This is a genomic window from Pseudomonas sp. 5Ae-yellow (genome assembly GCF_014077575.1).
Classification (GTDB): domain Bacteria; phylum Pseudomonadota; class Gammaproteobacteria; order Pseudomonadales; family Pseudomonadaceae; genus Halopseudomonas; species Halopseudomonas neustonica.
The window spans coordinates 100115-121051 of sequence record NZ_JACGWE010000007.1 but is presented as its reverse complement, the minus strand read 5'-3'; the positions used below and the strand labels follow the sequence as shown (position 1 = coordinate 121051).

At 55.8% G+C, this 20937-nt stretch carries 21 protein-coding genes; 12 read left to right on the top strand and 9 right to left on the bottom strand.

Annotated features, from left to right (window positions below; all coding sequences use genetic code 11):
* The first annotated feature begins 8 nt into the window (after positions 1-8).
* The 12 genes from H4J77_RS06875 to H4J77_RS06820 all read left to right on the top strand — a co-directional run bounded on the left by H4J77_RS06875 (position 9) and on the right by H4J77_RS06820 (position 10606).
* Positions 9-869: a ParB/RepB/Spo0J family partition protein gene (locus H4J77_RS06875; RefSeq protein ID WP_123888045.1), complete on the top strand. Its 861-nt coding sequence runs from the start codon at positions 9-11 to the stop codon at positions 867-869.
* A 301-nt stretch (positions 870-1170) separates the two neighbouring features.
* The gene (locus tag H4J77_RS06870; protein ID WP_123888046.1) at positions 1171-1569 is read left to right on the top strand and encodes a F0F1 ATP synthase subunit I; all 399 of its coding nucleotides are present in this window, start codon (positions 1171-1173) and stop codon (positions 1567-1569) included.
* Between the two features lie 18 nt (positions 1570-1587).
* Complete coding sequence (gene atpB / locus H4J77_RS06865) at positions 1588-2460, top strand: F0F1 ATP synthase subunit A (protein ID WP_182247676.1); 873 nt, start codon at positions 1588-1590, stop codon at positions 2458-2460.
* A 68-nt stretch (positions 2461-2528) separates the two neighbouring features.
* The gene (gene atpE / locus H4J77_RS06860; RefSeq protein WP_123888048.1) at positions 2529-2783 is read left to right on the top strand and encodes a F0F1 ATP synthase subunit C; all 255 of its coding nucleotides are present in this window, start codon (positions 2529-2531) and stop codon (positions 2781-2783) included.
* Between the two features lie 65 nt (positions 2784-2848).
* Positions 2849-3319 carry a F0F1 ATP synthase subunit B gene (locus tag H4J77_RS06855; protein WP_123888049.1) on the top strand — a complete coding sequence of 157 codons (471 nt, stop codon included), beginning with the start codon at positions 2849-2851 and terminating at the stop codon, positions 3317-3319.
* An 11-nt stretch (positions 3320-3330) separates the two neighbouring features.
* Positions 3331-3867, top strand: a complete 537-nt coding sequence (locus tag H4J77_RS06850) for a F0F1 ATP synthase subunit delta (RefSeq protein WP_182247674.1) — start codon at positions 3331-3333, stop codon at positions 3865-3867.
* A gap of 29 nt (positions 3868-3896) precedes the next feature.
* The gene (gene atpA, locus H4J77_RS06845; RefSeq protein ID WP_123888051.1) at positions 3897-5441 is read left to right on the top strand and encodes a F0F1 ATP synthase subunit alpha; all 1545 of its coding nucleotides are present in this window, start codon (positions 3897-3899) and stop codon (positions 5439-5441) included.
* 75 nt (positions 5442-5516) lie between these two features.
* Complete coding sequence (gene atpG, locus H4J77_RS06840; RefSeq protein ID WP_123888052.1) at positions 5517-6380, top strand: F0F1 ATP synthase subunit gamma; 864 nt, start codon at positions 5517-5519, stop codon at positions 6378-6380.
* 50 nt (positions 6381-6430) lie between these two features.
* Positions 6431-7807: a F0F1 ATP synthase subunit beta gene (gene atpD, locus H4J77_RS06835; protein ID WP_123888053.1), complete on the top strand. Its 1377-nt coding sequence runs from the start codon at positions 6431-6433 to the stop codon at positions 7805-7807.
* A gap of 42 nt (positions 7808-7849) precedes the next feature.
* Complete coding sequence (locus H4J77_RS06830; protein WP_123888054.1) at positions 7850-8293, top strand: F0F1 ATP synthase subunit epsilon; 444 nt, start codon at positions 7850-7852, stop codon at positions 8291-8293.
* Between the two features lie 374 nt (positions 8294-8667).
* On the top strand, positions 8668-10029 hold the full coding sequence (gene glmU / locus H4J77_RS06825; RefSeq protein ID WP_182247672.1) for a bifunctional UDP-N-acetylglucosamine diphosphorylase/glucosamine-1-phosphate N-acetyltransferase GlmU: 1362 nt from the start codon (positions 8668-8670) through the stop codon (positions 10027-10029).
* Between the two features lie 151 nt (positions 10030-10180).
* On the top strand, positions 10181-10606 hold the full coding sequence (locus H4J77_RS06820; protein ID WP_182247670.1) for a DUF192 domain-containing protein: 426 nt from the start codon (positions 10181-10183) through the stop codon (positions 10604-10606).
* A 9-nt stretch (positions 10607-10615) separates the two neighbouring features.
* Here H4J77_RS06820 and H4J77_RS06815 read toward each other — a convergent pair whose 3' ends face one another.
* The 9 genes from H4J77_RS06815 to H4J77_RS06775 all read right to left on the bottom strand — a co-directional run bounded on the left by H4J77_RS06815 (position 10616) and on the right by H4J77_RS06775 (position 20796).
* A complete protein-coding gene (locus H4J77_RS06815) occupies positions 10616-10990 on the bottom strand; it encodes an NADH:ubiquinone oxidoreductase (RefSeq protein WP_182247669.1) in 375 nt (124 codons plus the stop codon).
* Positions 10991-11022: 32 nt separating this feature from the next.
* Positions 11023-11988 carry a GTP-binding protein gene (locus tag H4J77_RS06810; protein WP_182247668.1) on the bottom strand — a complete coding sequence of 322 codons (966 nt, stop codon included), beginning with the start codon at positions 11986-11988 and terminating at the stop codon, positions 11023-11025.
* 86 nt (positions 11989-12074) lie between these two features.
* The gene (locus tag H4J77_RS06805; protein WP_182247667.1) at positions 12075-12452 is read right to left on the bottom strand and encodes a DUF3301 domain-containing protein; all 378 of its coding nucleotides are present in this window, start codon (positions 12450-12452) and stop codon (positions 12075-12077) included.
* Positions 12453-12506: 54 nt separating this feature from the next.
* Positions 12507-13700 (bottom strand): GGDEF domain-containing protein, encoded by a 1194-nt coding sequence (locus H4J77_RS06800; protein ID WP_182247666.1) that lies wholly within the window; start codon positions 13698-13700, stop codon positions 12507-12509.
* Between the two features lie 69 nt (positions 13701-13769).
* A complete protein-coding gene (gene tsaA / locus H4J77_RS06795; RefSeq protein ID WP_182247665.1) occupies positions 13770-14474 on the bottom strand; it encodes a tRNA (N6-threonylcarbamoyladenosine(37)-N6)-methyltransferase TrmO in 705 nt (234 codons plus the stop codon).
* Between the two features lies 1 nt (position 14475).
* Positions 14476-15408, bottom strand: a complete 933-nt coding sequence (locus H4J77_RS06790) for an alpha/beta fold hydrolase (protein WP_182247664.1) — start codon at positions 15406-15408, stop codon at positions 14476-14478.
* Between the two features lie 118 nt (positions 15409-15526).
* The gene (locus tag H4J77_RS06785) at positions 15527-16060 is read right to left on the bottom strand and encodes a DUF3299 domain-containing protein (RefSeq protein WP_182247704.1); all 534 of its coding nucleotides are present in this window, start codon (positions 16058-16060) and stop codon (positions 15527-15529) included.
* 79 nt (positions 16061-16139) lie between these two features.
* Complete coding sequence (locus H4J77_RS06780) at positions 16140-17129, bottom strand: two-component system response regulator (protein WP_182247662.1); 990 nt, start codon at positions 17127-17129, stop codon at positions 16140-16142.
* Between the two features lie 4 nt (positions 17130-17133).
* Positions 17134-20796 carry a PAS domain S-box protein gene (locus H4J77_RS06775; RefSeq protein WP_182247660.1) on the bottom strand — a complete coding sequence of 1221 codons (3663 nt, stop codon included), beginning with the start codon at positions 20794-20796 and terminating at the stop codon, positions 17134-17136.
* Positions 20797-20937 lie beyond the last annotated feature (141 nt).

Here is a 20937-nt window from a genome sequence, read left to right as displayed (position 1 = left end):
TCAGCGGCATGGCGGCTAAGAAACGCGGCTTGGGACGGGGACTGGATGCGCTGCTCGGACAGAGTAATGCAACCGAGGGCAACGGCTACAGCCAGGATCAGCAACTCAAAGAACTACCAGTTGACCTGATTCAGCGTGGTAAGTATCAGCCTCGCCGCGATATGGATCCGCAAGCGCTGGAAGAGCTGGCCGAATCCATCCGTGCTCAGGGTGTCATGCAGCCGATTGTAGTGCGTTCGATCGGTGGTGAGCGCTATGAAATCATCGCTGGCGAGCGTCGCTGGCGCGCGACTCAACTGGCTGGCCTGGATACCATTCCGACGGTTATCCGTGATGTGCCCGATGAAGCTGCCATTGCCATGGCTCTGATCGAAAACATCCAACGTGAAGATCTCAATCCCATCGAAGAAGCCATTGCACTGCAGCGACTGCAGCAGGAATTTGAGCTGACCCAGCAGCAGGTAGCCGATGCTGTAGGCAAGAGCCGCGTCAGTATTACCAACCTGTTGCGTCTGACCAGCTTGCCGGAAGACGTCAAGCTTATGCTAGAGCGTGGTGATCTGGAAATGGGTCATGCGCGTGCCTTGCTCGGGTTGCCGGCAGAGCAGCAAACCACCGCAGCACGTCAGGTAGTGGCCAAAGGGTTAACCGTTCGTCAGACTGAAGCGCTGGTTCGGCAATGGCTGAATCCCCGCCGCGATCCGGGTCAGCAACGGCTGAATCCCGATGTAGAGCGTCTGCAACAGGATTTGGGCGAACGCCTTGGTGCTGAGGTGAAGCTGCAGCATGGAGCAAAAGGCAAGGGTAAGTTGGTGATCAGCTACAGCTCACTGGATGAGCTTGATGGCATTCTTGGACACATCCGCTAAGCTCCTTTGACTTGGCGGCAGCCTGTCGTGGCTTTGTCTTGGATCAATAATTATTACAAAACATGACCGTAATATAGGTAATTGCCAGTGTTGACCACAAGATGTAGTGCTCCAGCAGCAAGTACAACCAAGTGAAGCAAAACTCCCGCTAACTTCAGTGATCATGCGACTTCACGGGGGGAGACGGGTCTAGCGTTTTGTTGATTCAGGGCAGGCGAACACATATAATCACCGGCGCTTTACGGCTAGCCCGGTAATTCGATTCAGACACGCAGCGTCCGGCGAGAAAAGCAGAGTAGTTATGACGACAATGAAGACCAATGCCATTCGTCGTCCTCCGCTGGGCAAATGGTTTGCGTTCCAGGCTGGCGTAATTCTTTTAATGGGGCTGGTTTTTTGGATTAAAAGCCCCGTGGCGGCTTATTCCGCCTTGCTGGGAGGCATCATTTTTTTCCTCCCCAATGTGTACTTCGCGCTCAAGGCTTTTCGTTACAGCGGTGCGCGTGCTGCCAAGCAGATAATGGGATCATTTTATAAGGGTGAGACAGGCAAACTCATCCTTTGCGCCATCCTCTTCACGGTGGTGTTTAAAAGTATTAAGCCGCTAGACGTCGCGGCACTGTTTCTAACATTTGCGATCATGCTGGTTACCAACTGGCTAACACCGGTAGTTTTCGGTGGTAAAACGCAGCAAAGCTAAAGGACCTGAGAGAACGATATGGCAGGCACCGCATCAGAGTACATCAAGCACCACCTTCAGAATCTGACCTACGGGAAGCTCCCGGCTGGCTATGAGCGTGCCGATGGCACCGTTCTATCGGACGCCACCTGGACCATCGCTCACGGCGGACAGGAAGCATCCGATATGGGCTTCATGGCGATCCATTTGGATACCATGGGCTGGTCCATTTTCCTTGGTGGTTTGTTCATTTTTCTCTTCCGCATGGCGGCCCGCAAAGCAACGTCCGACACCCCCGGTGGTTTGCAGAACTTCGTTGAAATGATGGTCGAGTTTGTCGATCAGAGCGTCAAAGAGACGTTCCACGGCCGCAATAAGGTCATTGCACCCCTGGCACTGACGATTTTTTGCTGGGTGTTCCTGATGAACCTGATGGATCTAATCCCGGTCGACTTCATCCCTCAGTTGTTCCATTTGGCGGGTGTTGAGTACATGAAAGCGGTACCGACAACCGACGTGAATGCCACGCTGGGTATGTCGCTATCCGTCTTCGCACTGATTATCTTTTACAGCATCAAGGTCAAAGGTGTTGGCGGTTTCCTCGGCGAACTGACCTTGCATCCGTTCTCTTCCAGCAACATCTTCCTCAAGTTGCTGCTGATTCCGGTCAACCTGCTGCTGGAAGGCGTTAGCTTGCTGGCCAAGCCGGTCTCTCTCGCCCTGCGTCTGTTCGGTAACCTGTACGCTGGTGAGCTGATCTTCATCCTGATCGCCCTGTTGCCCTTCTGGGCGCAGTGGGCACTGTCTGTGCCATGGGCTATCTTCCACATTCTGATTATCACGTTGCAGGCGTTCATCTTCATGATGCTGACCATCGTGTATCTGAGTATGGCGCACGAAGACAGCCACTGAGTTGGCAAAACGATTTAGCTTTAACCGAAAACCCACAACTTGAAATTAACTGAAACTGGGAGCTTTAAATGGAAACTGTAGTTGGAATGACCGCGATCGCTGTAGCACTGCTGATTGGCCTGGGCGCACTGGGTACTGCAATTGGCTTTGGTATCCTCGGTGGTAAGTTCCTGGAAGGCGCCGCGCGTCAGCCAGAAATGATCCCCATGCTGCAGGTCAAAATGTTTATCGTCGCTGGTCTGCTTGATGCCGTAACCATGATCGGTGTTGGTATCGCTCTGTTCTTCACCTTTGCCAACCCCTTCCTTGCCCAAGTTGCTTAAGGTGGTCGCCGGCAACGGCGACTCCGACTTGATGGTATTGAATACGATAGGCAAGAGGTGAAGACGTGAACATTAATTTGACGATACTGGGTCAAGCTATCGCGTTCTTCATCTTCGTGGTGTTCTGTATGAAGTATGTGTGGCCTCCGGTCATCACTGCTTTGCAGGAACGCCAGAAGAAGATCGCGGATGGTCTTGCAGCCTCTGATCGGGCGGCCAAGGATCTGGAGCTGACGCAAGAAAAGTCGGCCCAGGAATTGCGTCAGGCCAAAGAGCAGGCAGCAGCACTGATTGAGCAGGCCAACAAGCGTGCCAACCAGATTGTTGAAGCCTCCAAAGAGGATGCTCGCAAGGAAGGTCAGAAGATTCTGGATCAGGCTCAGGCGGAAATCGAGCAACAGCGGGTCAAGGCCAGAGATGCTCTGCGTACTGAAATCGCTGCTATCGCGATCGCTGGTGCCGAGAAGATTCTGGAAACTTCTGTCGATGCTGAGAAGCACGGCGACATGCTGAACAAGCTGGTAGCCGAACTCTAAGCGAGGTCATCATGGCAGAACTGATTACGCTGGCCCGTCCCTACGCCAAAGCGGCATTTGAGCGGGCTAAAGCCCAACAAGCGCTGGCAGAGTGGGCTGAGTTGCTGACCGCCGCCGGTCAAGTGGTGGCTGATGCGGCAACTCGACAGCTGCTGACCAATCCGGGTATGGCCGAACAGAAGAAAGCAGAGTTTATCCTTGAGTGCACCGGTAAAACGGCAAGCGAGGAGCAACACAACTTTCTGATGATCCTGGCAGAAAACCACAGGCTTGACCTGTTTCCCGAGATTGCAACGCTTTTCAACAGCTTCCGAGCTGATCTTGAGCGCACCATCGACATCAATGTGAGCTCGCCGTTCGAGCTGACTGACGCACAGCAGCAGAAGCTCGCCCAGGCCCTGTCAAAGAAACTCGATCGCAATGTACAGATCGAGACGACACTGGACACATCATTGATTGGTGGATTGGTTGTTCGCACCGGCGACTTGGTTATCGACGCCTCTGTACGCGGAAAGCTGACCAAACTGGCCGAGTCATTGGGCTCCTGATTTCAGCATAAGGTTTTGAGGATAAAGGCATGCAACAACTGAATCCATCAGAGATCAGTGACATCATCAAGAAGCGTATCGAGCAGCTCGATATCTCTTCTCAGGCACGTAACGAAGGTACGATTCTTTCCGTATCTGACGGTATTGTGCGGATTCACGGTCTCGCCGATGTTATGTACGGGGAAATGCTTGAATTCCCTGAAGGCGTTTACGGTATGGCACTTAACCTGGAGCAAGACTCCGTAGGTGCCGTGATTTTGGGTGATTACCTGAATCTGGCCGAAGGTATGACCGTCAAGTGTACCGGTCGCATTCTGGAAGTTCCGGTAGGTCCGGAGCTGCTGGGCCGTGTGGTTAACACACTGGGCGCACCAATTGACGGTAAGGGCGAAATCAACGCCCAGGAAACTGACGCAGTTGAAAAGGTTGCACCTGGTGTGATCTGGCGTAAGTCAGTTGATCAGCCGATCCAGACTGGTTACAAGGCGGTTGACGCCATGGTGCCGGTTGGTCGTGGTCAGCGTGAGCTGATCATCGGTGACCGTCAGACGGGTAAAACCGCGATGGCCGTTGACGCTATCATCAACCAGAAAGGCTCTGGCGTTAAGTGTGTTTATGTTGCCGTTGGTCAGAAGCAGTCGACTATCGCCAACGTAGTACGCAAGCTGGAAGAGCACGATGCCATGGCTCACACCATCATCGTTGCCGCTTCTGCCTCCGATCCGGCTTCCCTGCAGTTCCTGGCGCCTTACGCCGGCTGCACCATGGGTGAGTATTTCCGTGATCGCGGTGAAGACGCTCTGATCATTTATGACGATCTGTCCAAGCAGGCTGTTGCCTACCGCCAGATCTCCCTGCTGCTGCGTCGTCCACCAGGCCGTGAAGCCTATCCTGGTGACGTGTTCTATCTCCACAGCCGTCTGCTGGAGCGCGCATCACGCGTTTCCGAAGAGTGGGTCGAGAAGTTCACTAACGGTGCAGTAACTGGCAAGACCGGTTCCCTGACGGCGCTGCCGATAATCGAAACGCAGGCCGGTGACGTGTCTGCATTCGTACCGACCAACGTGATCTCGATCACCGACGGTCAGATCTTCCTGGAATCCAACCTGTTCAACTCCGGCGTTCGTCCGGCGGTTAACGCGGGTGTATCGGTATCCCGGGTAGGTGGTGCAGCACAGACCAAGATCATCAAGAAGCTGTCTGGCGGTATTCGTACTGCGCTGGCTCAGTTCCGCGAGCTGGCTGCTTTCGCCCAGTTTGCCTCCGATCTGGATGAAGCGACCCGCAAACAGCTCGAGCACGGTCAACGTGTTACCGAACTGATGAAGCAGGACCAGTACGCGCCTATGTCTGTCGCAGAAATGGGCATCAGCCTGTTCGCTGCCGAGAAAGGCTTCCTGGCCGATGTAGAGCAGGCCAAGATCGGTGCTTTCGAGAAAGCCATGATCGCCTACTTCAAGTCTGAGCACGCCGAGCTGTTGGCGAAAATCAACGAGAAGGGCGATTACAACGACGATATCGAAGCCAGCATCAAGTCTGGCATCGAGAAGTTCAAGGCAACCCAAAGCTGGTAAGCCGAAGGCGGGATGTAGCGATGCTGCATCCCGCATCGTGCGATCCGGCCAAGGGCAAACCTGGAAAGGTGTGACATGGCAGGCGCAAAAGAGATTCGCGGTAAAATCGCGAGCATTAAAAGTACGCAGAAGATTACCAGCGCCATGGAAAAGGTGGCTGTCAGCAAAATGCGCAGAGCACAACAGCGCATGGCTGAAAGCCGTCCCTACGCTGAGCGTATCCAGCAGGTGATTGGTCATCTGGCCAACGCCAACCCGGAGTATCGCCATCCGTTCATGCAAGAGCGTGAAGTCAAGCGGGTGGGTTACATCGTGGTGAGCACGGATCGTGGTCTCTGCGGTGGTCTGAACACTAACCTGTTCAAGGCCCTGGTCAACAGCATGAAAGAGTGGCGTGACCGCAACGTTGAAACCGAGCTCTGTGTGATCGGTAGCAAGGGCGCTTCCTTCTTTCGCAGCTACGGCGGAAACGTTGTCGCGGCCATCAGCAACCTGGGCGAGAAGCCTGCGTTGAATGATCTGATTGGTAGCGTCAAGGTGATGCTGGATGGCTATAACGAAGGTCGCATCGACCGTCTTTACCTGGTCTCAAACGGCTTCGTCAACACGATGGTTCAGCAACCCAAGGTGGAACAAATGATTCCGCTGGTGGCCTCCGATGACGAGGGTGCACAAAAGGGGACCTGGGACTATCTGTACGAGCCCGATGCCCGGGAACTGCTGGATGGCCTGCTGGTTCGTTATATCGAATCCCAGACCTACCAGGCAGTGGTCGAAAACAACGCCTGTGAGCAAGCCGCGCGTATGATCGCAATGAAGAACGCGACCGACAACGCCGGTGAGATCATCGACAGTCTGCAGCTTATTTATAACAAAGCTCGTCAGTCAGCGATCACTCAGGAAATTTCGGAAATCGTCGGCGGCGCCGCCGCGGTTTGACGCGACCCGGTAAAACGGGAACGGTTTCAACCATTTAGAGGAACCAACAAATGAGTAGCGGACGTATCGTTCAAATCATCGGCGCCGTCATCGACGTGGAATTCCCACGCGAAGACGTGCCGAAGGTGTATGACGCGCTGCACGTGACTGACAAGGGCCTGACCCTGGAAGTCCAGCAGCAACTGGGTGATGGCATCGTACGTACCATCGCCATGGGTACTACCGAAGGTGTTAAGCGCGGTCTGACCGTCTCTAACACCGGTGCCAACATTTCCGTGCCGGTTGGGGTCAAGACCCTGGGCCGTATCATGGACGTGCTGGGTAACCCGATCGACGAAGCTGGCCCGATTGGCGAAGAAGAGCGCTGGGGTATCCACCGCCCGGCTCCTAGCTACGACGAGCAAGCTGGCTCTAACGAACTGCTGGAAACCGGTATTAAGGTTATCGACCTGATCTGCCCGTTTGCCAAAGGCGGTAAAGTAGGTCTGTTCGGCGGTGCGGGTGTTGGTAAGACCGTTAACATGATGGAGCTGATCCGTAACATCGCCATCGAGCACAGCGGTTATTCCGTATTTGCCGGTGTGGGTGAGCGTACTCGTGAAGGTAACGACTTCTATCACGAGATGAAGGACTCCAACGTACTGGACAAGGTAGCTCTGGTTTACGGTCAGATGAACGAGCCGCCGGGTAACCGTCTGCGCGTTGCATTGACTGGTCTGACCATGGCCGAGAAGTTCCGTGACGAAGGTCGTGACGTACTGTTGTTCATCGACAACATCTACCGTTACACCCTGGCCGGTACCGAAGTATCCGCACTGCTGGGCCGTATGCCTTCTGCAGTAGGTTACCAGCCTACCCTGGCTGAAGAGATGGGCGTTCTGCAGGAGCGTATTACCTCTACCAAGACTGGCTCGATCACCTCGATCCAGGCGGTATACGTACCTGCCGATGACTTGACTGACCCGTCTCCGGCTACCACCTTCGCTCACCTTGACGCGACCGTGGTACTGTCCCGTGATATCGCTTCCCTGGGTATCTACCCTGCGGTTGACCCGCTGGATTCCACTTCTCGTCAGCTGGATCCGCTGGTTATCGGTCAGGAGCACTACGATTGTGCCCGTGGCGTACAGTATGTTCTGCAGCGCTACAAAGAGCTGAAGGACATCATCGCGATTCTGGGTATGGACGAACTGTCCGAAGAAGACAAGCAACTCGTAGCTCGGGCTCGTAAGATCCAGCGCTTCCTGTCGCAGCCGTTCTTCGTTGCCGAAGTCTTCACTGGTGCACCTGGCAAGTACGTGTCTCTGAAAGACACTATCCGTGCCTTCCAGGGCATCCTCAATGGTGAGTTTGACCACATGCCGGAACAGGCGTTCTACATGGTCGGCACCATCGACGAAGCAATCGAGAAAGCGAAGAAAATGTAATGGGTGCGTCCCCGCAAGGGGACGCAAAACCGAGGCAAAACAATGGCTATGACAGTGCACTGCGATATCGTAAGCGCGGAAGAAGAGCTGTTTTCAGGCCTGGTTGAGCGCGTGATAGCACACGGTAACCTGGGTGATCTGGGCATTATGCCCGGCCACGCACCGCTGCTAACCGACCTCAAGCCAGGCCCCGTTCGGGTGATCAAACAGGATGGTAGCGAAGAGGTGTTTTACATCTCTGGCGGCTTCCTGGAAGTACAGCCCAGCGTGGTCAAAGTGCTCGCCGACACAGCGGTACGTGCCGGTGACATTGACGAAGCAGCTGCTCTGGAAGCAAAGAAAGCCGCAGAAGCGGCTCTCAACGAGAAGGGTGCCGAGTTCGATTACGGTTCGGCTTCTGCTCGTCTTGCCGAAGCGGCAGCGCAACTGCGCACCGTGCAGGAACTTCGCAAGAAATACGGTGGACCAGCGAGCAACAATCGCTGAGTTTTCCAACAATAAAAAAGGCAGCTTCGGCTGCCTTTTTTATTGCCCTCAAGCCTCAAGCCTCAAGCCTCAAGCCTCAAGCCTCAAGCCTCAAGCCTCAAGCCTCAAGCCTCAAGCCTCAAGCCTCAAGCCTCAAGCCTCAAGCCTCAAGCCTCAAGCCTCAAGCCTCAAGCTAGAAGCTAGAAGCCCACCCAAAGTTCAAATAGAGCTTGACTGGTCAAACCCGGCCGCCATCCTGTTAACGCTTGCAGCTTGCAGCTTGCAGCTTGCAGCTTGCAGCTTGCAGCTTGCAGCTTGCAGCTTGCAGCTTGCAGCTTGCAGCTTGCACTTTTGCTATCATCCACGGAAGTTTCCCGTCACTACAGGACGTTTTAATGAATCTGCACGTTGTCATCCTCGCTGCCGGTCAAGGCACACGCATGCGCTCTTCCTTACCCAAGGTCCTCCATCCGGTTGCCGGTAAGCCGATGCTGGGGCACGTGATTGATTGCGCCCGTGCGCTCTCTCCAGAGCGTATTCATGTCGTTATTGGGCATGGCGCGGAACAGGTACAGCAGCAGCTTGATGCAGCGGATCTGAACTGGGTAATGCAGCATGAACAGCTGGGTACTGGGCATGCGGTAGCCCAGGCGCTGCCGGATACTGCCGGAGCAGAGCAGATACTTGTCCTTTACGGCGATGTACCCTTGTTACAGGTTGCGACGCTGGAGCACCTCAGCCGTCAGGCTGGTGCACAGGCGCTGGGCTTGCTTACAGTCAATATGCAGGACCCGACCGGGTATGGCCGCATCGTGCGTGACGCTGCCGAGCGTGTGATGGCGATTGTCGAACAGAAGGATGCCAGCCCGGAACAGTTGCTGATCAACGAAGGCAATACCGGCATCATGGCGCTGCCGGGTGGTCGCGCTGCAGCATGGCTCGGCAGCCTGTCGAATCAGAATGCGCAGGGTGAGTATTATCTTACCGATGTAGTGGCGCTAGCGGTGGCCGAGGCGGTTCCGGTTGAGGTCGCGCAGCCGACGAGCGAGCAGGAGGTGATGGGTGCCAACAATCGGGTTCAGCTCGCGGTGCTGGAGCGCGAATATCAGGCGCGTCAGGCGCTACGCCTGATGACAGCGGGTGTCACCTTGGCTGATCCGGCGCGGGTGGATGTGCGCGGTGAATTGGTCGTTGGGCGTGACATCAGTGTGGACATCAATGTGGTATTCGAAGGCAAGGTAAGTATTGCTGATAACGTGATCATCGAGGCGAACTGCGTTATCCGCGACTCTGTGATCGCTGCTGGAAGCCATATCAAGGCTTTCAGCCACCTTGAGCAGGCACAGGTAGGGGAAGATTGTGAAGTCGGCCCATACGCGCGCCTGCGCCCAGGTACTTGCCTTGCCCGTGGGGCCAAAATCGGTAATTTTGTGGAAACCAAGAAAGCGAATATCGGCGAAGGCTCAAAGGTTAACCACTTGTCTTACATTGGCGACGCCGAGGTCGGTAGCAACGTTAACATCGGCGCTGGGACCATTACCTGCAACTATGATGGCGTAAATAAGCACAAAACCCGTATCGAAGACGCTGCATTTATTGGCACCAACAGCGCCTTGGTTGCGCCGGTAACCGTGGGTGCGAGGGCAACGACTGCGGCTGGCTCAACTATCACGATGGATGTTCCAGCTGACAGTCTGGCCGTCAGCCGTGCGCGCCAGCGCAACATCAGTGGCTGGAAGCGCCCCCAGAAAAAATGAGAGCTCCTGCTCGGCTCAACCTCGGCGTGGGTAGGGCGCGCCCGCTTTGCGGTTCAGCGTGTTCAAGCGGGCATCATGCGTAAGTGAGCACCGGCAAAGGACCGTTCGTAACCTAGGAAAGTCTATGAAAATCAGATGCTTGATTGCAGTTATGGCATGTTCTTGGGCGGTGAGCGTAACCGCTGAACCGCTTGAGCAAACCCTGATGTTAGGTTCGGAGTCTTTCACCTTTGATGTTGCTGCTGACCCGGAGACTCGTCGACAAGGCCTGATGGGCCGTGAGCTAGCGGATAACACCGGCATGCTGTTCGACTTTCCGGTGGGTACACGTCCTGCTATCTGGATGCACAATATGCAGATCAGCCTGGATTTGCTGTTTGTCAGTGCCAGTGGCCGCATTGAGCATATCTTCGCTGAGGTTCCTCCTTGTGCACAGATGCCCTGCAGCGTTTACCAGGCTGCTGAGCCGCTACGTTATGTTCTGGAGGTTCCAGCAGGAACGGTCGGGGCTATGGGCCTAAAGCAGGGCCAGACGCTGGATATGAGCGGTCTGCCAGCCTCGCCGCCGGCTAACTAACCCGGCGGCCTACTCCGTATTTTGCGCTGGTGATTGCCAGGCTCCCTTGCTTACTTTTTCGCAGTAGGCCTTTAACACGGGAGCGTCATTTGGGTCGCTGTAATAAAAAATCGACTGCTGATAACCCACGCCGTCAGTGTGCGACCCTGCACAAATACCATAAGCTTCCGCCGGGCACTCATCGACCATGGTGATCTCGAAGCTTCTGTCCGGGATTTGCGGGTGACAAAAGTTGTCAGCGAACAAATGCTGAGGAATGGTCATATTCTGCTGACACATGCGAATGGGTACTTTTTGATCAGTGGACACGATCAGGCAGGCTTGTGCCCAAGCGTGCGTAGTGCTGAGTAAACACATCAGTGGGATAAACAAAAAACGGGTCATGTTGGCCTGCGCATTAAGGCAAAGGGGCTAGATTACTGGCTCAGAGCAACCTGTCGCAACCTATGTTCCAAGACGTTGGCGTTATCCGCATCGGCGACAATCAGTTCTATGCGGTTGTCCTGCCGCCAGGGACTGTCCTGCCAGGCAGGCTTGGTATCGGGCAACAGATTAAACGCTTTCCAGCCCTGATCTGTATTTACGATGCCCTTGGCACGTTGCCACTGGCTACTGGTAAGCCAGTGCTCTAGCTGGGTTAGGCTGAAACGCTGTGTTGGTGACATACGCCAGCCCAGGGAGTAGGGCGCTCGTTGCAACTGGTGTGACCTGATCCAGTTCGTGTGCTCTAGCCAAAGTGTTGGTAACTCGGTTGCTGCTGTTGCCTCTGGTACGCGAGCGGTGGCCAGCTCTGCTTCTGCCTGTGGCAGGTGCTGCCAGTCAAGGTGGCCCTGACGGGTAAAGCGCAGCTGCTGTGTACTAAATCGTTGTTGCAAGGCTTCTGCGGCGTGGCTACTCAGCTTATCCGCTTTATTGCATACGACCAGACTCGCCAGGGGTAAGGCTTGTTGTTGGCTGTCAGCTAAGGGGGCGCCAGATGCTAGCGCTGCCCCGTCCACTACCATCACCAGCGGCTGCAATGCCAGAACGCCGACCCAGGGCGACTGCCCTAGCTGCTCAAGCAGTTTTGCCGGATGGCCCAGACCTGAGGCCTCTATGAACAGCCGATCAGGTTTTGCCTTGCGCAATAGCCTTCCCAGGCCGACCTGAAAGGGTAGGCCATTCACACAGCACAGGCAGCCGCCTGGTATCTCACTGAGACTGATGCCATCTGTCTGCTCGCTGGTGAGTAGGGCAAGATCCAAGCCTATTTGCCCAAACTCATTGATCAGGATCGCCCAGTGCTCGCGCTCTGGCTTTTGTCGCATCAGGCTCATCAGCAGGGAGGTTTTGCCTGCACCTAGAGGACCCGCTAGCAAGTGGGTAGGGATTTGGCTCAGCATGACAGGCGCGAATGCGCTGGAGGCAAGGGTTCCACGTGGAACAAAGGGTGCCCGGTAAAATTTATAAGCATTTGATTAATATAGATTTAATGTATTCTATGCAGCGTGGCTGTAGGTTGTTCTTTGGCTTGCTGCTCTGAATCCCCACCCGGGAAAGGATGCGGCGCCATTTCGAGATGCAGCAGTTGCTGACCATGCAAATCTATATAGCCATCGTAGCGATGCTCACCTGTGACGGTGAACTCGAATGCATAGCGACGAACCAGGCCGGGTCGGCCGCGTCGATTGCGCGCGATCCTCATGCCGGTAAGGGCAATACTATCGTCCAGCAGCTGTACGTCGCTGCGTTGGCAATGATTGCGCACCAAACGCATGGCCTGATCGCGTAGACCCAAATTGCGTAAAAGCCACCAGCCGATCAGCAGAAGCAGCATCAGCAAGGCAACATGACCTAGATTGAACACCGCTAGGGACCTCGTAGTAAAAAATGGCTGTTCGAGTATGCCACGTAACCAATGTTACGGGTTTGGTGACCAGAGCTTTATCTGGTTTCTTCCGCCCGCTTTTGCTGCATAGAGCGCCTGGTCGGCCCGTTTAAGCAGGCTGTCGGGGGTATCATTGGGCTCTAGTTCTGCCAAGCCGCCACTGAAGCGCAGTTGATAGACTTGCTCCTGGTAGTGCTGAGGCTGGACACATATCCCATCATGCAGGCGCTGCAGCACAGCCTGGGCTTCAGTTGCGGTGGTTTGCGGCATCAACAAGACAAATTCTTCCCCACCAAAGCGGGCAAACACATCAGTGGCGCGGGCGTGTTCATGACAGTGCCAGGCAAATTGCTGTAACGCATGGTCGCCACCCAGATGGCCCAAGCTATCGTTGAGCCTCTTGAAGTGGACCAGATCAAGCATAGCCAGGCATAGCGGGGTTTTATAACGTTGGGCGCGAGCCATTTCTTGCAGTAAATGTTCATGAAAGGCACGCCGGTTAAGTACGCAGGTGAGCGAGTCTCGGGTGGCGAGTTCTTGCAGCTGATCGGCCAGTTGTTGGCTGCGCGCTAGTACGCGCTGTGTGGTCATCAAGGTGCAACCGATAAAGCCCATGACCAAGGCAGGGATCGCAAAGTTATACGGCAGCAGGTAGCTGAACGATTCATAGGGTTGAATGTAGGGTTGATCGTGCCACCAGTCGTGGTAGCCGAGGTAGCCTCGCAACAGGGTTACGACAGAATAGATAACCAGACTGACACCGACCAGTAGCTGGGCTGGCCTGGTTTGCGCGTCGTGCTGGTAGCGTAGCAGCAGCCAGATAGCCTGCGCGGGTAGAAGTCCGGCAATGGTCGAGTATACCCCCATAAGGAAATCCGAGTTGCCGTCGAATAGCCAGTAATGAGTATTAACCAGTGACATCAGACCCGCACTGACCGGGACTGTCCACCAGGGCAGCGGGCGCCCCAGAAAGCGAAAAATGCCGAGTAAAAACAAGGCCTCGCCAGCCAGTTGAGCGGCATTACCAAGAACGTTGAGCACGGGGTTGTGGCTGATGATAAAGCCGATGAACAAGGCAATGCCGCCAATTAACGACCAGCTTCCTGCCATCCAGAAACCGGGGCCCCGTTCGGTTGGCACCATAACGCGCAATGCTGTTGCGCTGATGGCGATAGCCAGCAACAGACATATACCCAGCAACATTGGAGAAAAGTACAACACACCCATAATCGAGCTGCGTCCCGTTTGGCCTGTCGCCCGGAGTATATATGCTAAAGCCGGATTTGTGACGCAAGCTTAATCGGGTAGGTTTACCTGCTGGATGTCGATAACCCGAATACAGTCGGCCGCCGGGTAATGCCAGCGCACATTCAGATCCCAGAAGCGGCCGCCATATTCTCGTGAAGGCTCGGGCTGTTGGTAAGCCGGTTTTGGATCCTGCGCCAGGCATTGCTCGATCAGGCCTCTCAGGTCCGCGCGCAAACGCTCGCCGTGCTCATCGGCTTGCGTTAAGGCCAGCGCTGACCATTCCACCAAAATAGGTGCGGGCGGTGCCGGGGCGAGGTCGTTACGGGCTTCAGGTAGCGCGTCGGCATAGGGCACGTAGGGCTTGATATCCAGTACCGGCGTGCCATCCAGCAGGTCGATGCCGGACAGCAGCAGCATGCCGTCAACGATGCCTTCGAGTTTGACCACGGACTGCCCCAGTGGGTTGGGTCTGTGCGTTGCTCGGCTGGCGAACACCCCGATACGCTGGTTGCCGCCCAAGCGTGGTGGCCTGACGCGCAGGTGTTTTGGACCGCTGTCGGCAGCATGAAAGACAAATAACAGCCAAAGGTGACTGACGTGCTCCAGACCGACCAGCGCCTCGGGCTGATTATAGGGTGGGAACAACTCCAGGATACCGGTGGCAGCGGGCGCCAGTTGGGGCTGGCGCGGAATGGCGAATTTCTCACTGAAGCATGAATGCACCACCCCGATGGGCTCCAGGGTGTAACTCATATCAAACGGCCGGCAGCGGTGGAATGCTGTCTGGCCGGTCCGCTGTGATCAGGTGGCTACAGCCTTCTACCTCAATGATCTGTAAGTTTTCTGCCTGCTGCGCGCTCTGACGCATCGCGGCGGCGTCGAGCACCAGATCCTTGGACGGTACCAGAATGGCGCCGAATTTGACGTGCTGATAAATGTCAGTGCCGGTGTTTTCCATCCAGTCCGCCAGATCTTTCATATTGGTCACGAAGGTCTTTCCGTAGCGGGGATTGAACGGTAACGCCATGATCAGCTCACGTTTGCGCGGGTTATCCAGCGGGCCAAAAATCTTGGCATTGGCAGGGCTGATAGGTTGTTGTTGCCAGGCGAACAGATAGAAGGGGGCAAACCAGCGCGCAATAGACGGTACCGGCTTGTAGGGCTTACCTTGCGGCAGCACCGGCGCTTCGAGTATTACTTCAACGCGCTCGAATAAATCTGGACGCTGACGCGCGGCTTCCAGGGTGACCGCACCGCCACGTGAATGGCCATGTACCCGCACCTGGGTACCGGTCGCAAGGTGCTCCAGCGCCTGGTTCAGCACTGCTGCGTCGTAGGCAATGGTGCCGGGGCGCTGGCTTGGAACCTTTATCCAGTCAGCTGTGCTGAAGCGTGGCTGGTTTATCGGCAAATGATAGTCCGCGCTGGTCAGCATGATTAGCTGAATATTGGGGTCGGCATAGTGCTCGGTGAAATAGAGAAAGTTTTCTACAAACCCATGCATCACGATCACACTGCCGCCGGGGGCATCGTCACGGCTGCGGGCTATTACCGCTGAACCGACCTGAAAAAGCTCGACGGGCAAGTCGACAGCCTGCTTCTGGGGCGATTCACGGCGCAGAAGCCAGCGACGCAGGCTGGTTACAATGAGTAGCACCAGCCCTATCAGGCCAATTAGAAATTGCATTGATCCAACTCCAGTGAAAATGATGACATTTCGACAGCATAGCGGATTGGCTCCACGTGCAGGGCCACCCGGCTGGGCGATTGTATACGACTGCTTTTTAAGGCGGGTTGTTCATGCCTCAAGGGCCGTCGTAGGGACCTACCTGGTCGGCATCCAGTTCATAGCTGGCATCGGCTAACTGGTTGCTGGTTTGCGATACTCGTAATACCCCCTCTATCCACAGCGGTTGGTAGATATCGCTGAGATCCATGCCGGCGGGGTAGTTCACCAGAATGATCTGGTTCGGTGGCGGCGGTGGAACGTGAATACAGGCACCGGCGTAGGGGACCAGAAAAAACTGGGTATAGCGGCCATTGGCATCGCTTTCAATTGGCACAGGGTAACCACCGATTTTGATCTCCTGCTGGTCCATCTCAGCAACCACCGTTGTGGAATACATGACGGCCGGCAGGCTATTGTCCTCTTGCCGTAAGCTGTTGCTGAAACTTCCGTTCGCGTCGGGTCCGTTGCCATGATCGATTTCGGGCATGTCCAGCATGGCCTGATAGTCTTCGGCGGGCAGCAGATCGAGCCAGTCGACCTCTTTGGGTTCAGCGCAGACCAGCGAGGGAGCAGTGAGCATAGTCAGCAGCAGTAAAGTACGGCACAGCATCATCGGAGCAGATCCAGAGAAGGAGAAAAGGGTCAGACAAGGTCGTGGGCAGAAGTGTTCCACAGGCAGGGCGGCAAGGCTACTCCGCCCAGCGATTACGAATCTCGATGATAGCCGCAATGCTATTGATAAAGCAGGTTACCAGCGCTGGATCAAAGTGCTTGCCACTTTGCTCCTGGATCAGTTGCACTGCAGCTTCTACTGTCCAGGCCTTTTTATAGGGTCGCACACTGGTTAGCGCATCGAATACATCGGCGATGGCGACAATGCGGCCCTCAATAGGAATTGCCTCACCGACCAGGCCCTTGGGATAGCCTGAGCCATCCCATTTTTCATGGTGCGAGAGGGCAATGCGTTTGGCCATTTGCAGCAGCGTGGCATCGTGATCGCCAATAATCTGCGCGCCGATCTCGGGATGCTGCCGCATCACTTGCCATTCCTGCTCGTCGAGCTTGCCGGGTTTCTGCAGTATGGCGTCAGGCACGCCAATCTTGCCAACGTCGTGCATGGGTGCCGCGTGCAGGATTTCATCGGCTTCCTCTTCGCTGAAGCCTGCCGCAAGCGCGATGATGCGTGAAAAATGGCTCATGCGGATGACGTGCAGGCCGGTCTCGTTATCCTTGTACTCAGCTGCCATACCGAGACACTGGACGATGTTGAGGCGCGTCTCGCGCAGCACGTCGGCACGCACCAGCGATAGGTGAGTGCGCACCCGAGCACGCACTATCGGGCTGCTAACCGGTTTGGAAATATAGTCCACTGCGCCAAGCTCAAAGCCGCGGATTTCGTCTTCCACAGTGCTGAGAGCGGTCACAAAAATAACCGGGATACTATCGGTGAGAGGGTTTGCCTTGAGCCGGCTGCAGACTTGATATCCCGTCATACCGGGCATCATTACATCGAGCAGTATCAAGTCCGGGCTTTCTGTCCCGGCTAGTGCCAGCGCTCGTTCGCCGTCACGGGCGAACAGCAACCGGTATTCGTCTTGCAGAATATGGCGCAGCAAATGCAGGTTGGACGGCTCATCATCGACCAGCAACAGGGTACGGCGGGCATCTCTCAATGGCATGGCATCAGTCTTCGATAACGGGCGCGGCAAGCTCGAGTTCGAGCTGCTGCACGGCTAGGTGAAAATCAAAATCGTCGAGTGCTTGCTGGATCAGCGTCAGCCGCGGCTCTGATACCAGACCGACGAGCTTTGATAGGCGACTCTCCAGCATTTCCCCCCGCTTCAGGCTGGCGATCAGATTGCTGAGTAGCTTATGACGTTGCTGTTGCTGTTGCTGCGTTATCGGCAGCTTCGCGACTGTCTGCTGATCTTCGGTTGGCGCCGGGATTGCAGCCTCGGCAGCCTGCAAGGCCTCATGTAGCTCATGCACTGCGTCGGTCAGGTCACCAAGGTTTTCCTCGGTTATACGTGACTCCATGGCCGTAGCAAGCACCTGCACCTGTTGCAGTCCCAGGTTGGCGGCGCTCCCACGTAGTCGGTGTAGTAAGGCCGCTGCGCCTTCGCTCTGTCCGGTCTTCAGCAGCTGTGCCAGCTGACCTGGTGTATCCTGGTTGCTCTGCAAAAAGAGACGAAGAGCCTGCTCCAAGGCATAGGAGCTACCCCAGCGCTGAGCACCCTCGGACCAATTGATCGAGCCTTCGGCGGGCGCTGGTGCGGCCATAGCAGGCTCGTCGGTGAGCTGCTCGGTGAGTTGCAAAGCTCGGCACACCTCGCGCTGCAGCGCGAGGCGGTCTACCGGTTTTGAGGCAAAACCATCCATGCCGGCTGCCTTGGCTGCCTCCCTATCCTTATCCAATACGCTTGCGGTTAGCGCGATGATTGGCGTTGGCGGCCTGCCCAGGTTTGTTTCGTAGCGGCGTATGATGCGCGTGGCTTCCAGGCCGCTCACCTCAGGCATCTGCATATCCATGAGGATCAGGTCAAAGTGCTGTTCGGTCATCCGCTCAAAGGCAGCAAGGCCGTTGGTAACGCAGGTAACACTGTGTCCGTCAGCGCTAAGGATCACCTCCATCAAGCGCAGGTTATCGGCAACATCATCGGCCACCAGAATCTTCAGCGGCGGTAGCGTGATACGCTTGCTAGAGCTGGAGGGTTGCAACGATTGCGCTTCAATCAGCGGTAGTTGGATGATGAAGCACGAGCCTACACCTTCCTCGCTTTCAACCTTTATGCTGCCACCCATCAACTCTACCAGCTGCCGGGAAATCGTCGTCCCTAGTCCGGTACCGCCGAAGCGCCGGCTCATCGAGGCGTCTGCTTGGGCAAAGGGTTCAAAGATGAGCTTGATTCGTTGCGGATCAATGCCGATGCCAGTGTCGCGCAAGCGTATGCAGATGCCGTCCTGCGCGGAACTGACTTGCAGCTCAACCTGGCCGTCGAGGGTGAACTTGATGGCATTACCCATCAAGTTGGTGAGTACCTGGCGTAAACGCATGGCGTCGCCGTAGAAGTAGTGCTGATCCAGTTGATAGTCAAACGTTAGCTGCAGACCTTTCTGCGTCGCCTCGAGGCGGAAAACGGCAAGCAGCTGCTGACAAAGCTCGAATAGCGAAAAAGACTGGTATTCCAGCTGTACTGCGCCTTTTTCCAGTTTTGCTGTATCCAGAATATCGTTTAGCAGACCCAATAGTGATCGTGCTGCGTTGTGCACGGTTTTGACGTGTTGTTGCTGAGCGGCTGGTAGCTGGTTGTCACTGAGCAACACGTCACTAAAACCAATGATAGCGTTCATCGGGGTACGAATTTCGTGGCTCATGTTGGCCAGAAAGGCACCTTTGGATTCCGCCGCCAGTTCGGCCCGCTCTTTGGCCTCAACCAGGTCGACTTCCATGCGGTGACGTTCGCTGAGATCGGTTGCCAGCATGATTACTTTGCGCGGCTTGCCGTCCGTATCAAGGATAGGGTTGTAATAAGCCTGTACATAAACCACATGCCCATCAATGTGGCGCAGACTGAACTCGCCGGCCACGTAGTCGCCTTTACTCAGCCTTGGCCAGAGTTGGTTACTTTCATCGCAGGGCTCGAACACCAGCGCGTGTGGGGCTCCCAGCAGACTTGAGCGCGCATAGCCGCTGAGGGCGAGAAAGCGCTCGTTTACCGAGAGAATAGTTGCGTCCATACCTAGCTCAAGCATGCCCTGTGCCTGGCTGATGGCATAGACAATGCCCTCGAATTCGGCGTTACGCTGCTTGCTGTGGGTAATGTCGATCATCACCCCGTCGATCCATTGTGCCGTTCCCTGCTCGTCGAAGATGGCACTGGCGCTTTCCGAAACCCAGCGCTCACTGCCATCGCGGTGGATAATACGATACTCAATATTGTACTTCTCACGCTTGCTGATAGCGTGCATTACGCGGTCATAGCAGCGTTGCTCGTCGTTGGGATGGATCAACGCGGCAAAGCTTTTACCGCCTGCCAGAAAGTCGTCGGCTGGCCAGCCAGTGAGTTGTTCGGCAGCTTCGCTGATAAACAGCATGGGCCAATCATCGCGCGGCAAACAGCGGAATGAGGTGCCCGGGATATTGGCAATCAGCGTCCGATATTGTTCTTCCCGCTGTTGCAGTGATTGCTCAAGACGACGCTGCTCACTGATATCACTGATAAACCCGACAAAGCGCACTACGTCGCCCGTCCCGGTTTGGCCAATGGCAACACGTACCGGGAACTCACTACCGTCACGCCGACGACAGGTGCTATCCAGGCTCTTACCGAGCAACTGGGGGCGCAGGCCTGCGTTGAACTCACGCAAAAACGCGAGATGACCTTGGTAGCTCTGATCAGTGAGCAGCAGGCGCATATTCTGGCCGACCAGCTCTGCCATTGACCAGCCGAACAGGCGCTCTGCGGCGCGGTTCATTTCGTGAATGGTGCCGTGCTCGTCTGAACTGACGATCGCGTCTACTGCGGTATCGAATACGGCGCGGGTTTGCGCTTCGCTGTCATGCACCTGGCGATATAGCTGGCTGAAACGAACGATACCGTTAACCACACCCACCAGCCCGCCGAGTATCAGTGTGGTCAAGGCAATGATCAGACCTAGCGTCAGGTGTTGGCTGTACTCTGGGCTGTAGTTTGCCGGCGCGATACCGATAAAACGCGCTGCTGCCATGCCGGCGTAATGCATTGAGGCAATCGCCAAGCCCATGATCAAAGCGGCAATGAATAGAGCTCTTGGTGATTTCTGTGACAAGCCGAAGCGAATTCGAAGCGCCAGGGTAGACAGGCCGGTGGCGACAACGATGGACGCGACAAACCAGGCAGGATCAAACAGCAATTGCGCGTCGGCGCGCATGGCTAACATGCCGGTGTAGTGCATGCAGCCGATACCCAAACCGATCAGAATGCCGCCGCGTGCGAGCTCGCTCCAGCCCAGCTCGCGGCGCGACAGTAGCGGTAGGGCGATTAGCGAAGCGGCCAGGGCAGGGAGGAACGACAGCAGGGTGATTGCCGGATCAAAGCGAACAGGCATGCCGATATCGTAGGCGAGCATGCCGATGAAGTGCATGGCCCAAATGCCACCAGCAAGTGCAGCGGCGCCGCTGACGATGGCGCCTTTACGCGCCGATTCGTTAACGGCAACGCGAGCCAGACCGGCAACCTGCAGCGCCAGCCAAGACGCGGCGATGGCGATCACGATCGACAGAAACATCAGGCTGTGATGATGCATTCCCTGCAACAGCGGGCCGGTATTTAACTCGGCGTTATAAAACCAGGAACCAATCAGCACTGCTTATCCCCGTTCTACGCGACGGCCAGCGGCCAAGCCGTCTACTGATGGAAGCATCAGCTACTTGCCGATGATTGCACAATGTAATCATAGTTCGCACACGGCTTATCTGACAGGAACGTAACCAGCTGTGTACAGCGC

Excerpts from the sequence above, each read along its gene's own strand:
- H4J77_RS06875 (WP_123888045.1), top strand. The coding sequence starts at position 9 with ATGGCGGCTAAGAAACGCGGCTTGGGACGGGGACTGGATGCGCTGCTC.
- H4J77_RS06870 (WP_123888046.1), top strand. The coding sequence starts at position 1,171 with ATGACGACAATGAAGACCAATGCCATTCGTCGTCCTCCGCTGGGCAAA.
- atpB (WP_182247676.1), top strand. The coding sequence starts at position 1,588 with ATGGCAGGCACCGCATCAGAGTACATCAAGCACCACCTTCAGAATCTG.
- atpE (WP_123888048.1), top strand. The coding sequence starts at position 2,529 with ATGGAAACTGTAGTTGGAATGACCGCGATCGCTGTAGCACTGCTGATT.
- H4J77_RS06850 (WP_182247674.1), top strand. The coding sequence starts at position 3,331 with ATGGCAGAACTGATTACGCTGGCCCGTCCCTACGCCAAAGCGGCATTT.
- atpA (WP_123888051.1), top strand. The coding sequence starts at position 3,897 with ATGCAACAACTGAATCCATCAGAGATCAGTGACATCATCAAGAAGCGT.
- atpG (WP_123888052.1), top strand. The coding sequence starts at position 5,517 with ATGGCAGGCGCAAAAGAGATTCGCGGTAAAATCGCGAGCATTAAAAGT.
- atpD (WP_123888053.1), top strand. The coding sequence starts at position 6,431 with ATGAGTAGCGGACGTATCGTTCAAATCATCGGCGCCGTCATCGACGTG.
- H4J77_RS06830 (WP_123888054.1), top strand. The coding sequence starts at position 7,850 with ATGGCTATGACAGTGCACTGCGATATCGTAAGCGCGGAAGAAGAGCTG.
- glmU (WP_182247672.1), top strand. The coding sequence starts at position 8,668 with ATGAATCTGCACGTTGTCATCCTCGCTGCCGGTCAAGGCACACGCATG.
- H4J77_RS06820 (WP_182247670.1), top strand. The coding sequence starts at position 10,181 with ATGGCATGTTCTTGGGCGGTGAGCGTAACCGCTGAACCGCTTGAGCAA.
- H4J77_RS06815 (WP_182247669.1), bottom strand. The coding sequence starts at position 10,990 with ATGACCCGTTTTTTGTTTATCCCACTGATGTGTTTACTCAGCACTACG.
- H4J77_RS06810 (WP_182247668.1), bottom strand. The coding sequence starts at position 11,988 with ATGCTGAGCCAAATCCCTACCCACTTGCTAGCGGGTCCTCTAGGTGCA.
- H4J77_RS06800 (WP_182247666.1), bottom strand. The coding sequence starts at position 13,700 with ATGGGTGTGTTGTACTTTTCTCCAATGTTGCTGGGTATATGTCTGTTG.
- tsaA (WP_182247665.1), bottom strand. The coding sequence starts at position 14,474 with ATGAGTTACACCCTGGAGCCCATCGGGGTGGTGCATTCATGCTTCAGT.
- H4J77_RS06790 (WP_182247664.1), bottom strand. The coding sequence starts at position 15,408 with ATGCAATTTCTAATTGGCCTGATAGGGCTGGTGCTACTCATTGTAACC.
- H4J77_RS06785 (WP_182247704.1), bottom strand. The coding sequence starts at position 16,060 with ATGCTGTGCCGTACTTTACTGCTGCTGACTATGCTCACTGCTCCCTCG.
- H4J77_RS06780 (WP_182247662.1), bottom strand. The coding sequence starts at position 17,129 with ATGCCATTGAGAGATGCCCGCCGTACCCTGTTGCTGGTCGATGATGAG.